Below are 14,993 nucleotides of genomic sequence, written 5' to 3'. Positions count from 1 at the left end.
CAGTGCTTGGGAAACGGTGTGTCTTTCCGCCAGTCGTCGCTCATGCTCATCTCCCGCGGCTCGTGATTAGCGCGCGACCTCCCAGGTGGTGATGATCTCGCCGGACTTGGGGTCCTTGGCGTCCTTCAACGACACGCCGAGGGCCGCCAGCTCGTCACGAATACGATCGCTCTCTTTAAAATCCTTTGCCTTGCGCGCGGCCAAGCGTGCGGCAACGAGGGCTTCGATCTGGGCTGCGTCCACGTTGACGCTTTCCACGCCGACGTTGAGATCGCTGCGCGTCTCGCCGCCGTAGAGCCCCATGAATTCGAGGGTGGCGCGCAGCTCCCCGGCTGCTTCGGGATTGCGGCGGGCGGATTTGGCGAGGCCGTGCACGATCGAGAGCGCGCTCGGCGTGTTGAGATCGTCCGAGAGGGCCGCAATCACGTCGGCATTCGGAGCGGCGGCGGGTTCGGCGCTGGCGATCAGGTCGGCGAAATCCAGAAGCGTCGCGCGGGCCTGAAGCAGGCGCTCCGCGGTCCAATCGATGGGCTGGCGGTAGTGGGTGCCCAGCATGGCAAGGCGCACGACGCGGCCGTGCCAGGGGCTCGCGCCGAATTTCCGCGTCTCCAGGAGCTCGTGGATGGTGATGAAGTTGCCGAGGGACTTCGACATCTTCTCGCCTTCGACCTGAAGGAAGCCGTTGTGCATCCAGACCCTCGCCATCACGGGTGTGCCGTGGGCGCAGCGGGACTGGGCGATCTCGTTCTCATGGTGCGGGAAGACGAGGTCGATGCCGCCGCCGTGGATGTCGAAGATCGGGCCGAGGTGCTTCTCCGACATGGCGGAGCACTCGATGTGCCAACCCGGGCGGCCGGGCTCGGCGATGCCGCAGGGCGAGGGCCAGGCGGGCTCGCCGGGCTTCGACGGCTTCCACAGCACGAAGTCCATGGGGCCTTTCTTGTAAGGGGCGACCTCGACGCGGGCGCCCGCCTCCATCTCCTCGAGCGAGCGGTTGGAGAGGCGGCCGTAGTCGGGCATCGAGGACACGTCGAACAGCACGTGGCCTTGTGCGACGTAGGCATGGCCGCGCGTGACGAGCGCCTCGCACAGCCGCTTCATCTCCTCGATGTGCTCGGTGGCGCGGGGCTCGACCGTGGGCGGCAGGACGCCGAGGGCCGCGATGTCGTCATGGAACTGCTTCTCGGTGGCGGAGGTGACGCGGCGGATGGCCTCGTTCAGCGGCAGGTCCGGATAGTCCGCCGCGGCGCGCGCGTTGATCTTGTCGTCCACGTCGGTGATGTTGCGGGCATAGGTGACGTGGGCGGCGCCGTAGTGGTGGCGAAGCAGGCGGAACAGAAGATCGAAGACGATGACGGGGCGCGCATTGCCGATGTGGGCATAGTCGTAGACCGTCGGGCCGCAGACGTACATGCGGACGCGGGCCGGGTCGATCGGCTCGAACGTCTCCTTGCGCCGTGTCAGCGTATTATAGAGCGTGAGCGACACGCGTCCTCTCCTCATGCTTCGCCGGGGCGGCCCCCGGTGGGTCTGGTCCGGTTTCAACGGGCGTGCACAGGCGAACCCCTCCGTCTGGGCGGGGCGTTTCTCTGTCTTGTCATGAGGCAAAGAACGTGGCCGCGCGCCAGCCGGTGGGACTAGCCGGAAATAATAATAGCGCCGCAGCAGATCGTGACGGCGGGTTTGCGCAGCGGTGTTCTCATGGCGGGTGTTATGCTTGCCGGAGCCCATGGCGTCAAGGGCGGAGCCCGTGGCGTCAAGCGCCGCGCCGGTATCGTGGATGAACGGCGCTCGCGAGAGAGGTTTTGCGGGATAACCCCGGTTCGAGGCGAGACGCCGCATTTCTCCCGCATTGACCCCCTATCCGGAGGTTCGCATAAGTAAAGTGAACGACATGACCAGCTTAGGGGCGTTTGGACCCCCGGTGATCGAAGGGGTCGATGGCAGGTTCCACTAACAACGGCTTCGGGCGCCGGATGCTCGGCTTGGCGGCGAGGGCCGACAAGCTGGTGGCGAAGGCCGGCAGGCGTAGAGGCTTTGCCGTGCTGGGCGGCGTGCTGCTTGCCGTGAGCGTCGCCGTGCCCGCGCTGGCGCAAAGCTGGTGGCCGTTCGGTGGAAACCAGCAGCAGCCGCAGCAGCGCCAGGCTCCCGTTCCACGCGAGCCCATTTACCAGGATCCCGCCGGGCAGCCGCCTCCGCCTCCTCCGCAAGGCCAGCAGGGCTGGGCCGGTGGCGGGCGCAGCCCAATCTGCCTTCAGCTGGAGCAGCGCCTCGTGCAGGAGGGGCAGCGTGGAAGCGACTCGCGCAATCTCATTCCGATGGTCGAGAATGAGCTGCGTCAGACGGAACAGGCCTATCGTGGCCACAAACAGCAGCTCGATCGCAGCGATTGCTACGAGTATTTCCTGTTCTCGAAGACGCTGAAGCGGACGCGCAAGTGCGTGGATCTCGCCAGTCAGGCAGATGCAACGCGCCAGCGGATCGAGGATCTGGAGGTTCAGCTCCAGCAGCTCCAGGGCTCATCGGGCCGGTCGTACCAGGACGAGATCGTGCGCGAGCTCGCCCGCAACAACTGCGGCGCCAGCTATCAGCAGCAGGCGCGGCGTCAGAGCGGCGGCGGTCTTTCCGGTTTCTGGGAAGACGAGGAGAGCAACTCGGGCGGCAGCGGATCGAGTTTCGGCGCTCTGCCCTATGCCACCTATCGCACCGTCTGCGTCCGTCTTTGCGACGGCTACTATTTTCCTGTGAGCTTCTCGACGCTGCCGAACCACTTCCAGCGGGACGAGGAAGTGTGCCAGTCGAAGTGCGCGGCGCCTGCCGAGCTCTACTATCACCAGAACCCGGGTGCGGGCATGGAGCAGGCGGTGGCGGCGCGGAGCAACGCGCAGTACACGCAGCTCAAGACGGCGTTCCGCTATCGCAAGGAATATGTGGCGGGGTGCTCGTGCAAGATGGCCGAGTACACGCCGGAGCCCGGCGCCATTCCCCCGGGCGGCGCCCAGCAGGGCGATGCGGGCGGGTGGGTCGCGGAAAGCCCGACGGGTGCCAATCCGCAGGTGCCGCCGCAGCAGCCGACCGGACAACCACCGTCTGGACAGGCGCCGGCTGGACAGGCGCAGAGCGGCGGTGCGCGTGGCGGCGAGACGCTGCCCTGGGCGACCACGCCCTAGAGCACGGCAATTTCCTCACCTCTGAAAGTATAGCGTTCGGGGTCTAGCCCCGGGTGCCGCGCAGGCGTGCTTCGGCGCGCGTGCGGCCGATGAGGGGCAGAAGCGCCTTGAGCTCCGGCCCCGCTTCGCGGCCGGTGAGGGCAAGGCGGAGCGGGTGGAACAGCGCGCGGCCCTTGAGGCCGGCCTCGGAGGAGACCTTGCCTGTCAGTGCGCTCCATGTTCCTGCATCCCACGGCTCGGGCGGGAGCAGCTCCGCAGCCTTGCTGGTGAGCGCGGCGTTCTCGATCACCGGGGCGATCTCGCCCGCGACCACGCTCCACCACTCTTTCGCATCGGACAGCACCGTAATGTTGCCGCGCACCGCTTCCCAGAACGCCGCGCCGCCGGTGATGCCCCACGCGGCGAGCCGGCCCGCGACCTTCTCGTAAGGCGTCTTGTGGAGCAGTTTGGCGTTGAGGGCCTTCAGCTCTTCGAGATCGAAGCGGCCCGGCGCCGTCGAGATCTTGGAGAAGTCGAACAGGGCGGCCAGCTCGGCCAGCTCCGCGTGCGGCTCGATGGCGTCCGAGGTTCCGACGAGGGCTGCGTGGCTCAGGATGGCCATGGGCTCGAGCCCGTCGTTGCGGAAGGTCTCGATGGAAAGCGTGCCGAGGCGCTTCGAGAGGGCGTGGCCGTCCGATCCGATGAGCAGGCTGTGATGGGCGAAAGCAGGCGGCTCGGCGCCGAGGGCCTCGAAGATGGAGATCTGCACGCCGGAATTGGTGACGTGATCCTCGCCCCGGACGATGTGGGTGATGGCGAAGTCGATGTCGTCGATGACACTCGTGAAGGTATAGAGCGGCGTGCCGTCCTCGCGGATCAGCACGGGATCGGACAGCGAGCCGATGTCGACCGTCTGATCGCCGCGGATGAGGTCGTTCCAGGAGACTATCGTGGGAAGGGGCTCGAGGCTGCGTCCGTCGGTGTTGTCGAGACGGAACCGCCAATGGGGCTTGCGGCCCTCGGCTTCGAGCTTGGCGCGGTCCTCCTCGGTGAGCTTGAGGCCCGCCCGGTCGTAGAGGGGCGGCATGCCGCGGGCGAGCTGGCGCTTGCGCTTGCGGTCGAGCTCGTCCTCGGTCTCGTAGCAGGGATAGAGGCGGCCTTTCGCCTTCAGCGCTTCGGCGACCTCGGCATAGCGGGCCATCCGGTCCGACTGTCGCTCCTCGCGCTGCCAGGAGAAGCCGAGCCAGGCGAGATCCTTGCGGATGCCCTCGGCGAATTCCTCAGTCGAGCGCTCGCGGTCGGTGTCGTCGAGGCGCAGGATGAACGTGCCCTGCGTCTTGAGGACGAGAAGATAGTTCAGGACCGCTGTCCGGATGTTGCCGATGTGAAGCCGGCCGGTGGGACTCGGTGCGAAGCGGAGTTTGGGTGCCATGCTGGCGGCCTAGCTAATCCCTGTGGATACGTCGGCGACACCTTATAGACGCGCGGGGAGGGAACTCAACGGGCTCCGCGGCAAGGGGCCAATCCACCGCGCGTGCTCGCGCGTGGCGAGCGGCCGCTTCGAAGGGTGCTTCCGCTCATCTGTCAAACCCGGTAATCTTACGTTTCGACTGACGATACAAGGCAAATAAACAAAGCTGGCCGTGGGTTTGGGCCGGAACGCAGGGTTCAGCATGGTTGGCAATCCCGATCTCATCGAGCAGTACCGGCAGATTCACGCGACGAGCGCCTATGGCACGACGTCGGTGAAGAACCTGCGGTTCATCCGGCCAGAGATCCAGCTTCTCGCCCCGCGCTCCATCATCGATTACGGATGCGGGCAGTCGCGCCTCATCCACGCGCTCGATCTTGGCTATCCCGCGAAGCTCGTGCGCTACGATCCGGCCATTCCGGAGGTCTCCGAGAAGCCCACCGAGGTGTTCGACCTCCTCATCAACGTGGATGTGCTGGAGCACATCGAGGAGACGGATCTCGACTCCGTCATCGAGGACATGCGCAGCCTGTGCCGCAACGCCCTCATCATCATCGACACCAAGCTCGCGGTGAAGCTGTTGGCGGATGGGCGGAATGCCCATGTGACCGTGCGGCCCGCCGAGTGGTGGAAGGAACGCCTCGGCCGGCATTTTCCGCACCTCGAGCGCGTCGCCACCGTGCGCCGCTCGCGGGCCGGGTTCCGCACCTGGCCGCGCAAGCCGGGCGAGCTCAAGCGCTACCTCGGCAAGCGCGCGATCGAGAATGCGCGCTATCTCGGAAGCAAATTCAGCGGCCGCGCCAAGTAGGCCCGGCTCCGCTCATTTCACGCGCCATTTGTCGAGGGCAGCCGCGAGCGCCGGATAGATGAACTGTCCGCCCTCGGTGTTGAGGTGGTCGTCGTCGAAGTAGAGCAGCTTGCCGCCGGCTTCGAAGGAGCAGAGCTCGTTCGCGCAGAATACCGTCGCGGGGTCGAAGCGGCCGAAGCGGTGGCTCTGCTCGAGGCTCGTGAACGCTTCCGTGCTGGTGCGGTTCTTCTTGCGATGATCCTTGAGGGTGGCGGCCACGGTGCTCGGGGGCAGGCCGATCCGCTGCATCAGAAGATAGGCGGCCGGTAGCTCCCCGTGCAGCTCCGGCATCTGCTCGATGATCATGACGTTCTTGCCCGCGAGCGCATCGAGGGTGCGCGCGACGCCGTCGCGGAAGACGGTTCTGACCTGACTTTTGACGGCCGTCTTGTGGGCGTCGTCGAGCAGGATCTGCGGCCCGGTGGTGTAGACCTGCCAGCGCGCGGTGATGGCAACGTTCTTCACCTCGTGCTCGTTGATGAAGGCGAGGGCCTCGTCGTTGAACTTGCGGCAGACCTTGTTGGTGTCGTCCTTTGTGCGCCAGACGCCCACGAGGGGCAGGCAGTCGGCACGGGCGGTTGCCGCGAAGGATAGGCCGTTCGCCTCCGCATACTGGCGGAAGGCCGGGATCAGCGAGCCCGCATGGCTGTCGCCCCAGAGCAGGAGATCGACGGGCTCGCCGGGCTTCACGTTGATCTTGCAGAAGTCGTTCGTCTCCTCGGGTGTCTTGAAACAGTTGTCGGGATCGGCCGGGCGCTTTGCGGCGAGCGCTGCGGTGCTCTCGACCTCGGGGCTGAAGCGGCCGGGCCAGCCGCCCGTGCTCCAGCCGTAGGCGCCTACGGCGATGGAGGCAGCGAGGCTTGCGGCCACCAGGCCCGCCATGTCGATCTTACGCGGCAAGAGCCGGCGCTTGCGGATGGGGTGCTCCAGGTAGTGGTAGGAGAGGGAGGCCGCGCCGATGGACGCGGCGATGCCGAGCACGGCGTGAAGATCGTTGCGATCGAGGAACAAGGTGTTGACCGCGCCGAAGATCGGCCAGTGCCACAGGTAGAGCGAATAGGAGATGCGTCCGAGGTAGGTGACGGGGGACGCTTCCAGAACCTTGACGAAGGGATCGCGGACGGTGGGCGAGGCGGCGAGCAGGAGAAGCGCGCCCGAGACCGGGATCAGGGTTGCGAAGCCCGGCACGCTGGTCGTGGGGCCGAACGTGAATATGGGGGTGATGACCAGGGCGAGGCCCACCGCCCGCATGGGGGTGGAAAAGCGGGCGAGTTTCTCGACATCCTGGGCCTTGAGGGCCAACAGCGCTCCGGCCATCAGCTCCCAGAAACGGGAGAAGAGGCTGTAGAACGCGCGGTCGTGGTTTCCGAGTGCGATTTCGGCCTGGGCGTAGCTTAGGCTCAGGACCGCGATCAGGGCGAGCGCGGGCACCACGAGGGCCTTGCGCCTGCTGAGCAGCATCAAGAGAACGGGAAAGACGAAATAGAACTGTTCCTCGACCGCCAGCGACCAAGTGTGGAGCAGCGGGGTGACGTTCGCATCGGTGCCGAAGTAGCCCGTAGTCGCGAGAAAGTACCAGTTGGAGACGTAGGCGGCGAAGGCGACGAGGCTCTTTGCGTAGGCCAGGAAGTTGCTCGTCGTGTAGAAGGCCCAAGCGAACAGCGTGGTGAAGATCACCATCGGAATGGTGGCTGCGAGCAGCCTGCGGGCGCGTCGCTCGTAAAAGCTCAGGAACGAGAAGCGCCCCTCCGCCATGTCGCGGGCGATCATGGAGGTAATGAGGTAGCCCGAGATCACGAAGAAGACGTCGACGCCGATATATCCGCCCTTCCAGTCGTCGAAGCCGGCATGAAACATGACCACGGCCCCGATGCAGATTGCCCGCAGGCCGTCGATGTCGTTTCGGTAGCTTTGCATGCCCAATCCGGGTTCCAGGTTGTGTGGCGCTCGCGCTGGCACGTGAAGACGTGGCCCCGGCGTCGGGCGGGGGCGGCCGTCAATCCGTAGGAGCTAATCGGCGCTCACGAAATCCTCCGGCGAGCATCGCAGGCGAGGAGGCGCGGCGCTGCTGCATTTGTGCCACATCCCCTTTCCTGTCCACGGAAACGGGCCGCGGGGGCGTCCCATTCTGAGGCACCGTTAGCCGCTTGGTAAGGTTGGTCACCTAGCTTCGGGGCATCGAGTACTCGGGCGGGGAAGTTTGCATGCGCGTTGTCAAGTCTGTTCCAGTTGAGGATTTCGAGTTCCGCGGCAGTATCAAGGATAGCGACGTCGCCCGGATGATGCGGGCCTTCGCCGAAGATCCCCACATTCACGAGAACGAGGCGGAGACGCTGCTCCGGCTGAACCGGTCGTGCCCCATCCAGGCCCCGTCCTGGAGCGGATTCCTGGTCGATGTGATCGCCGATTACATTCTCAATCAAAGCGGCCCCGAGGGCTATATCACCGCGGAGAAGAGCCGCTGGCTGATCGCCAAGCTTGCGAGCGACGGCTGGATCGCCAACCGGGCGGAGTTCGATCTGCTGGTCGCCATTCTCGGAAAGGCACGCTGGTTCCCGCTCAGCCTCGCGACGTTCGCCCTCGATCAGGTGGCGGGCGCCGTGATCCATGGCTTCGGTCCCTTGCGCGCCGGGCACGGGCAGCAGGGCGCCGTGCCGGGCACCATCGGCGAGGGCGAGATCGCGCTCATCCGCGTCATCGTCAATGCGTTCGGCGGCGACAGCGCGCTGCCGCTGACGCAGCAGGAAACCGAGATCCTGATCGGGGTCAACAAGGCAGTCTCCGGTGCTGGGCGCACGGTTCCGGCTGCGTGGACGGATCTGTTCGCCAAGGCGATGACCAACGTGATCCTGTCGGAGCACGGATACGCCGTGCCTCCGCGTGCGGTGGCGTTGCGTCCCTGGGTGTCCGAAGCGGCCTATACGACATTCGACGAGCAGGTGGCGGCCTCGCTCGGCCTGTTGCGGCAAGACTATCACCGGCAGTCGGTCGAGGAGCGCGCGCTCGCCCGGCTCGAGCGTCAGCGGATCGAGATCGTCACGGGCGAATCGATCCTTCCCGAGGAGGAGGGCTGGCTCACGCAGCGCCTCCTGGAGAGCCGGCGGCGCTCGGCGGTGGAGGCGGCGGTGCTGGACCATCTCGGCCGCGAATGCCTCATCGGGGAAGGCTTCGAGCGTCAGCGGATGGCGCGCGACGGCAAGGCCGCCTGAGTTTACCAATTTCGAGAGGCCGGTGTGGCGGGGATTTCGGCCCTGGCCACCCGGAATTGCATGCAAGCCCCCAATGGCGGGGCTTGCCGCTTTCGCGGATTAGAGTTCGGCAGCAGCGGCATTTTTCGTCGCGGTTTACGGCTGCGGCGGGTTTGTTCTAGTGTTTTTTCTGCTTTTCGTTGAAAAGCGCCTGTCCGTTAGCTCTCTGGTTGATCATGCTTCCGGTTGGAAAACCGGTTTCCAGTTTTGCGGAAGCACACTAGAAGTGCCGGATCGAACTACCTCTCCCGACATTCCAGACAGGGCGCCAAGGGATAATGTTCAAGAAAATCCTCATTGCCAATCGCGGTGAAATTGCGTGCCGCGTGATCAAGACCGCACGCAAGATGGGCATCAAGACCGTTGCCGTCTATTCGGACGCGGACCGTGACGCGCTTCACGTCGAAATGGCTGACGAGGCGGTGCATCTCGGGCCTCCCCCCGCCGCACAGTCGTATCTGATCATCGACAAGATCGTCGAAGCCTGCAAACAGACGGGCGCCGAGGCGGTCCATCCGGGCTATGGCTTCCTTTCGGAGCGCGAGGCATTCCCCATCGCGCTCGCCAAGGCCGGCGTGGTGTTCATCGGCCCGAACCCCAAGGCCATCGCGGCCATGGGCGACAAGATCGAGAGCAAGAAGGCGGCCGCCAAGGCCAAGGTGTCCACCGTCCCCGGCTACATGGGCGAGATCGACGACGCCAAGCATGCGGTCAAGATCGCCGAGGAGATCGGCTATCCGGTGATGATGAAGGCCTCGGCGGGCGGCGGCGGCAAGGGCATGCGCATCGCCTTCAACCGCAAAGAGGTCGAGGAAGGCTTCCCGCTGGCGCGCTCTGAGGCCAAGGCCTCGTTCGGCGACGATCGCATGTTCATCGAGAAGTTCATCGTCGATCCGCGCCACATCGAGATCCAGCTCATCGGCGACAAGCACGGCAACGTCGTGTACCTCGGCGAGCGCGAATGCTCGATCCAGCGCCGCAACCAGAAGGTCATTGAGGAAGCGCCCTCGCCGCTGCTCGACGAGAAGACGCGCCGCGCCATGGGCGAGCAGGCGGTCGCGCTTGCCAAGGCCGTGGGCTACGACTCGGCCGGCACGGTGGAGTTCGTCGCGGGACAGGACCGCAGCTTCTACTTCCTCGAGATGAACACGCGCCTCCAGGTGGAGCATCCGGTGACGGAGCTCGTGACGGGCGTCGATCTCGTGGAGCTGATGATCCGCAGCGCGGCCGGGGAAAAGCTCCCGTTCACGCAGTCCGACGTGAAGCTCAACGGCTGGGCCATCGAGAGCCGCGTCTACGCCGAGGATCCTTTCCGCAACTTCCTGCCTTCGATCGGGCGCCTCGTAAAGTACCGCCCGCCGGCCGAGGAGGTCCAGAACGGCATCACGGTGCGTAACGATACCGGCGTCGAGGAGGGCGGCGAGATCTCGATGTACTACGATCCGATGATCGCCAAGCTCGTCACGCACGGGCCGACGCGCATCGCGGCCATCGACGCGCAGGCCGACGCTCTCGACGCGTTCTACATCGACGGCATCCAGCACAACGTGCCCTTCGTTTCGGCGCTGATGCATCATCCGCGCTGGCGCGAGGGCAAGCTCTCGACCGGCTTCATCGCCGAGGAGTATCCCGAGGGCTTCAAGCCGCGGAAGGCGGAGGGCGAAGAGCTCAACGTGCTCGTCGCGGTGGCGGCTTCGATCGATCATATCCACAACTCGCGCCGCCGTCTGATCAGCGATCAGATGGCTAACGGGGCCGTGCAGTTCGCAAAGCGCCGCGTGGTCGACGTCGGCGGCGAGCGCGTCGCCGTCGAGGTGGGGGGCGCCGAGGGCGGTCCCCTCCAGATCAGCTTCCTCGGCGAGAACGGCGTCGTGAAGCAGACGCTCTCCGTGAACTCTCCGTGGGCGGCCGGCGAGCCGGTTTGGCGCGGCGAGGTGAGCGGCAAGACCGTCTCGGTGCAGGTGCGGCCCATTCTGAACGGCGCAACCCTGTCCTACCGGGGCATCCAGAGCCCGGTCTACGTCTACACCGAGCGCGAGGCAGAGCTTGTCAGCCTCATGCCGGTGAAGGCTGCCGCGGACATGTCGAAGTTCCTGCTCTGCCCGATGCCGGGCCTCGTGAAGGCCATCCACACGGCCGAGGGGCAGGAGGTCAAGGCGGGCGACGCGCTGGCCGTGGTCGAGGCCATGAAGATGGAGAACATCCTCCGGGCCGAGCGCGACGGCGTCGTAAAGAAGGTGAACGCCAAGCCGGGCGACAGCTTGGCCGTGGACGCGGTGATCCTCGAGTTCGCGTGAGGCCCGCGCGCCTTTGTCGTCCTCATCTCCGGACGAAATCGTGCCATTTTTTCCCCCTTCCCGCATTCGCGGGGAGGGGGAATTCTTTTTAGGGACCACGATGACGACGGACGCCGTACGAACCGCTCATGTTCTGATCGAAGGCCGTGTGCAGGGTGTTGGCTATCGCCTCTGGACACAGCGGACGGCCGCGGAACTCAAGCTCGCCGGGTGGGTGCGTAACCGGCGCGACGGCTCGGTGGAGGCGGTGTTTGAAGGGCCTGATCCGGACATTCGCTCGATGATCGCGGCGTGCCGGCAGGGGCCGCTCAGCGCCCGCGTGAAGTCTGTGACCGTCGGGCCTGCGGACGCCGAGGCGTTCGTGGGCTTCGAGGTGCGCGAGACCGTCTGAGGGCGCTCAAGCGAGCCGGGCGGCTGCGCTGCGCAGGCCGTGGATGATGAGCTCGTAGGTCTCCTCATCGCGGGCTTCCGGATAAACCATATAGACCGGATAGACGAAGCGGCGTGCGCGTTTGGGCTGGCGCAGGCGCCCCCGTGTCACGTGATGCTTGACGATGCGGGACGGGAAGTAGCCCGACGCCTCGTTGGCGAGCAGGTATTCGATGCTGGTCGATCCGAGGTCGAGGTGGAGGCCGGGGTTGGTGAGTTCGGGATAGGCGGCGGCGTGGTCCTGCTGGAAATCCGGCCCCCAGTCCACGAACACATAGTCGCTCGGGCCACGCCTGCTCGTCTGCTTGGCGCTCGTCACCAGCACGAACTCTTCATCAAAGAGATGCTCGACCACGTGGCCCGGGGGCTGGATGGGCCGGTACATGACGGCGAGATCGAGCGTGCCCTCGATCAGGCGCTGGGTGAGGATGGTCGACGGGCTCGATATGGCCGAGACGGCGATGTCGGGGTTGGTCGCGCGCAGGCGTGCCACCCATTTGAGCAGGAAACCCTGCCACAATCCGAGCGTCGCGCCGACGGCGAGGTGGTCTCTGTGCTGGTCCGAGAGGCTCACTTCGAGCTGAGCCCGCTGCCAGACGCGTACGAGAGCCAGTGCATGCTTGCGGAACTGCTCGCCTGCCGCCGTGAGGTCGGCACCGGACTTCGAGCGCTCGAAGAGCGGGCGTCCGAGAAGGTCCTCGAGCACCTTAATGCGCGCAGAAACGGTGGATTGGGTGATGTTGAGCTTCATCGCAGCTTCGATGAAGCTGCCGGTCTCGGTGACCATGAGGAAGGTTCGCGCGAGGTTGATGTCCATGTGCGGCTCGCATCGCGTCCAAGCGCGTAAACGCTATCTATCGAAATCTTCGATAGTAGTCACCGGAAAATTCCGTTTGAAGCGAGGATTGATTCTGACCACATTGAGGATCGGCCCGTCGTGAGTCGGGTCAGATTCGGCTCAGCTCATGCTGGGCGTTCAATGGAAGGACTAACGAAGATGGCTAAAGCTGCTAAGAAGCCCGCCGCGAAGAAAGCTCCTGCGAAGAAGCCCGCTGCGAAGAAGAAGAAGTAACGAGTTTCTGCCACGAGTCTCGGAGTTGACCGTGATAGCCGGTCGCGTAATCCCGGGGTTCCTGATCGCACTGCTTCTCCTCCCCTCGGCCGGTCACTCGGCTTCGATCACAAATCGGGATGACAAGGACCATCTGGTCACGATCATCGAGGGAAGCACCCAGAAAGACCATATTCTTAAACCGAATGCGGTGCTCGATGGGATCTGTGAGAAGGGGTGCTTGATCCGGCTCGGCGACAGTCGAGAAGACCCGTTCGAGCTTGAGGGCTCGGAGATTACGTCGATCGAGGAAGGTCAGCTCTACGACGACGAGGCAGGGGTGTCGTCAGAAACTGGTTCGGGTACGCTCGATCCAAGGCCTGGCGCCCAGCCTTCTCAGCCTGGCTCTCGTCCGTAGAGAGGCTCGTTGTAGTGAATAGAGACCCGGTTCCGCTCCTCGCGGGACCGGGTTTTCCTTTGGGCGCAGGCGCGCTCAGTACCGTTTTGGGCCATTTTGATGGGCGGCGAGCGGTGTCTCGACAGGCTCGTGGCTATCGGCCGTGACGCCGAAAGTGCGCTCGAACGTCCTCCTCAACGACATATCCACATCTTTCATCGATGCGGGGTGGCCCAGGTCGTGCAGGCTCGTGACGCCGTGCTCGGCGATCCCGCAGGGGACAATGCCGTCGTAGTGGGTGAGGTCCGGGGCGACGTTCAGGCTGATCCCGTGGAAGCTCACGCCCCGCCGGATACGGATGCCGATGGCGGCGATCTTCTTCTCCACGCCGCCCTCGTTCGGAAGGACGACCCACACGCCGACGCGGCCGGGGCGGATCTCGCCCCTGATCCCGAACTCGGCGAGACTATAGATGACCCAGTGCTCGAGAGCGCAGACGAAGGCGCGGACGTCCGATCCGAAGCGGCGCTGCACGTCGAGCATCACGTAGGCAATGCGCTGGCCGGGGCCGTGGTAGGTGTACTGCCCGCCCCGTCCGGCCGTGTAGATCGGGAAGCGATCGGGGTCCTTGAGGTCCGCGATCTGGGCGCTGGTCCCCGCGGTGTAGAGGGCGGGATGCTCCAGCAGCCAGATCAACTCGGGGGCGTCGCCGGCTCTGATCTGGCGCGCCCGCTCTTCCATCGCAGCGAGGGCGAGCGGGTATGCGACGGGCTCTTTACTCGTCGTCCAAGCGACCGCGCTTCTATCGAAATCCATCATGGATGGAGACCTATCACCTTCTCTAACCCTTGTGGAATGCGGCTTCTTCCGAAGCGGCATGCAGCGCTTCTCGCGCCTCCAGCCCGAACGCATTCGAATTTTCGATGGTCACGTTTCGAGGCCGGGGCTTAGGCTTTCGTCCACGCGTTTGCCGCCCGGGTGCGAGGTTCTCCCCTGCGGCTCGTTTCCCGCTTGCCTTCCTCACCTGCCTCTGATAGTTCGGCGGGCTCTCAGGTGTCCCTTGTTCAACCGATCCGGTTTGGCTATATGGGGCGCTTCGAGCCATGATGCGGTCGTGGCGGAATTGGTAGACGCACTACCTTGAGGTGGTAGCGGGGCAACCCGTGGAAGTTCGAGTCTTCTCGACCGCACCATTTTTGGCTGATCTTTTTCTCTTACTCATTTGATTCCTATTCTATTTTCCGCGGCGGCCCATGGGGCACGCCGGGGCTCCGGGGGTTGTCCGGAGCTATGGCCCCGTCGCCACGGGATCCTCTGAACGTCGCGCATATATAGAGTGTAACGGCTACGCCCTTGCCGGGGGCATCGGCGCCCGAAGTAATGCGCTCTTTACCTTCGCAGCGGGCTTAGTCCGCGCGTCAACCTTTCATAGATCGGGACGGCCCTAAATTCGTCCGATGCCCGTATTCCGCGCGTCCGGACCCGTCATGCGTAACAGCAACTCAAGTTCTCCGAGATTTCGAGCCAGGCTCGTGCGTTTCGCGCGGCGCTTCTCCGCGGATACGCGGGGCGTGACGATGGTCGAGTTCGCGCTCGTCTCGGTTCCATTCCTGGTGATGATGCTCGGGATCATGACCATCGGGCTCTATTACCTGACCAACCATTCGCTCCAGCGCGGTGTTCTGGATGCCTCGCGCCTCCTCAGAACCGGTGAGGCGCAGAAGGCGGGCATGACGCTCAACGATTTCCGCAATCTCGTTTGCGAGAAGTCGGGTGATCTTATCGCCTGCGACACGCACCTGGTCATTCACGTCGAGAGCAATGCGCTCTTTGCCAATCTCAATCCGCCGACTCCATGCCTGACGGACGGAAAGCTGACGCCGCGACAGGGTAGTGGCTCCGACGGCATCCGCAGCCGGTCGGGAGACGCGAGCATGGCCGTGGTCGTGACCGCTTGCTACGACTGGCAGGGCGGCATGCCGCTCTTTCAGTTCATCTGGAATCTGCTTGCGGAGAGGGGTGAGACCCCACGCGAGCAGAAGATGGTCGTGCTGTCGGCGGCAACGGCCTTTCGATCCGAACCGTTCGAATGAGCCTGGGGGCG

At 64.8% G+C, this 14,993-nt stretch carries 12 protein-coding genes and 1 tRNA gene; 8 read left to right on the top strand and 5 right to left on the bottom strand.

The window, feature by feature from the left end; translation table 11 throughout:
* Nucleotides 1-66 precede the first annotated feature (66 nt).
* Entirely contained in the window at nt 67-1,488 is a 1,422-nt protein-coding gene (gene cysS, locus F812_RS0115175; protein WP_020086833.1) for a cysteine--tRNA ligase, read from the bottom strand.
* A 452-nt stretch (nt 1,489-1,940) separates the two neighbouring features.
* Here cysS and F812_RS24115 point away from each other — a divergent pair, with 452 nt between their 5' ends.
* Complete coding sequence (locus tag F812_RS24115; RefSeq protein WP_020086832.1) at nt 1,941-3,170, top strand: DUF2865 domain-containing protein; 1,230 nt, start codon at nt 1,941-1,943, stop codon at nt 3,168-3,170.
* A gap of 43 nt (nt 3,171-3,213) precedes the next feature.
* On the opposite strand, the gene gltX is transcribed toward F812_RS24115, so the two are convergent.
* Nucleotides 3,214-4,581 carry a glutamate--tRNA ligase gene (gene gltX, locus F812_RS0115165; protein ID WP_020086831.1) on the bottom strand — a complete coding sequence of 456 codons (1,368 nt, stop codon included), beginning with the start codon at nt 4,579-4,581 and terminating at the stop codon, nt 3,214-3,216.
* A gap of 241 nt (nt 4,582-4,822) precedes the next feature.
* On the opposite strand from gltX, the gene F812_RS24110 reads away from it, so the two are divergent.
* Nucleotides 4,823-5,428, top strand: coding sequence for a class I SAM-dependent methyltransferase (locus tag F812_RS24110; protein WP_020086830.1), 606 nt, complete (start codon nt 4,823-4,825; stop codon nt 5,426-5,428).
* A 12-nt stretch (nt 5,429-5,440) separates the two neighbouring features.
* Here F812_RS24110 and F812_RS0115155 read toward each other — a convergent pair whose 3' ends face one another.
* Nucleotides 5,441-7,384, bottom strand: a complete 1,944-nt coding sequence (locus tag F812_RS0115155) for an acyltransferase family protein (protein WP_020086829.1) — start codon at nt 7,382-7,384, stop codon at nt 5,441-5,443.
* 287 nt (nt 7,385-7,671) lie between these two features.
* Between F812_RS0115155 and F812_RS24105 the strand changes: the two genes are divergently transcribed.
* The 3 genes from F812_RS24105 to F812_RS0115140 all read left to right on the top strand — a co-directional run bounded on the left by F812_RS24105 (nt 7,672) and on the right by F812_RS0115140 (nt 11,403).
* Entirely contained in the window at nt 7,672-8,676 is a 1,005-nt protein-coding gene (locus F812_RS24105; protein WP_020086828.1) for a hypothetical protein, read from the top strand.
* A 317-nt stretch (nt 8,677-8,993) separates the two neighbouring features.
* The gene (locus F812_RS0115145) at nt 8,994-11,012 is read left to right on the top strand and encodes an acetyl-CoA carboxylase biotin carboxylase subunit (RefSeq protein WP_020086827.1); all 2,019 of its coding nucleotides are present in this window, start codon (nt 8,994-8,996) and stop codon (nt 11,010-11,012) included.
* A gap of 100 nt (nt 11,013-11,112) precedes the next feature.
* Entirely contained in the window at nt 11,113-11,403 is a 291-nt protein-coding gene (locus F812_RS0115140) for an acylphosphatase (protein WP_020086826.1), read from the top strand.
* A gap of 6 nt (nt 11,404-11,409) precedes the next feature.
* Here the strand turns inward: F812_RS0115140 and F812_RS0115135 are convergent, their stop codons facing one another.
* A complete protein-coding gene (locus F812_RS0115135; protein ID WP_020086825.1) occupies nt 11,410-12,258 on the bottom strand; it encodes a LysR family transcriptional regulator in 849 nt (282 codons plus the stop codon).
* Between the two features lie 280 nt (nt 12,259-12,538).
* Between F812_RS0115135 and F812_RS0115130 the strand changes: the two genes are divergently transcribed.
* Entirely contained in the window at nt 12,539-12,910 is a 372-nt protein-coding gene (locus F812_RS0115130) for a hypothetical protein (RefSeq protein ID WP_020086824.1), read from the top strand.
* 75 nt (nt 12,911-12,985) lie between these two features.
* Here the strand turns inward: F812_RS0115130 and lipB are convergent, their stop codons facing one another.
* On the bottom strand, nt 12,986-13,708 hold the full coding sequence (gene lipB / locus F812_RS0115125) for a lipoyl(octanoyl) transferase LipB (protein ID WP_020086823.1): 723 nt from the start codon (nt 13,706-13,708) through the stop codon (nt 12,986-12,988).
* A 289-nt stretch (nt 13,709-13,997) separates the two neighbouring features.
* Here lipB and F812_RS0115115 point away from each other — a divergent pair.
* Both F812_RS0115115 and F812_RS25585 read left to right on the top strand, forming a co-directional pair.
* A tRNA-Leu gene (locus F812_RS0115115) sits at nt 13,998-14,082 on the top strand.
* A 339-nt stretch (nt 14,083-14,421) separates the two neighbouring features.
* Nucleotides 14,422-14,982, top strand: a complete 561-nt coding sequence (locus F812_RS25585) for a TadE/TadG family type IV pilus assembly protein (RefSeq protein WP_020086821.1) — start codon at nt 14,422-14,424, stop codon at nt 14,980-14,982.
* The last annotated feature ends 11 nt before the right edge of the window (nt 14,983-14,993 follow it).

This window comes from Hyphomicrobium zavarzinii ATCC 27496 (assembly GCF_000383415.1).
GTDB classification, from domain to species: domain Bacteria; phylum Pseudomonadota; class Alphaproteobacteria; order Rhizobiales; family Hyphomicrobiaceae; genus Hyphomicrobium_C; species Hyphomicrobium_C zavarzinii.
The sequence above is the reverse complement of the archived record's forward strand: the minus strand, read 5'-3'. Positions and strand labels throughout refer to the sequence as shown.

Excerpts from the sequence above, each read along its gene's own strand:
- F812_RS24115 (WP_020086832.1), top strand. The coding sequence starts at position 1,941 with ATGGCAGGTTCCACTAACAACGGCTTCGGGCGCCGGATGCTCGGCTTG.
- gltX (WP_020086831.1), bottom strand. The coding sequence starts at position 4,581 with ATGGCACCCAAACTCCGCTTCGCACCGAGTCCCACCGGCCGGCTTCAC.
- F812_RS24110 (WP_020086830.1), top strand. The coding sequence starts at position 4,823 with ATGGTTGGCAATCCCGATCTCATCGAGCAGTACCGGCAGATTCACGCG.
- F812_RS0115155 (WP_020086829.1), bottom strand. The coding sequence starts at position 7,384 with ATGCAAAGCTACCGAAACGACATCGACGGCCTGCGGGCAATCTGCATC.
- F812_RS24105 (WP_020086828.1), top strand. The coding sequence starts at position 7,672 with ATGCGCGTTGTCAAGTCTGTTCCAGTTGAGGATTTCGAGTTCCGCGGC.
- F812_RS0115145 (WP_020086827.1), top strand. The coding sequence starts at position 8,994 with ATGTTCAAGAAAATCCTCATTGCCAATCGCGGTGAAATTGCGTGCCGC.
- F812_RS0115140 (WP_020086826.1), top strand. The coding sequence starts at position 11,113 with ATGACGACGGACGCCGTACGAACCGCTCATGTTCTGATCGAAGGCCGT.
- F812_RS0115135 (WP_020086825.1), bottom strand. The coding sequence starts at position 12,258 with ATGGACATCAACCTCGCGCGAACCTTCCTCATGGTCACCGAGACCGGC.
- lipB (WP_020086823.1), bottom strand. The coding sequence starts at position 13,708 with ATGATGGATTTCGATAGAAGCGCGGTCGCTTGGACGACGAGTAAAGAG.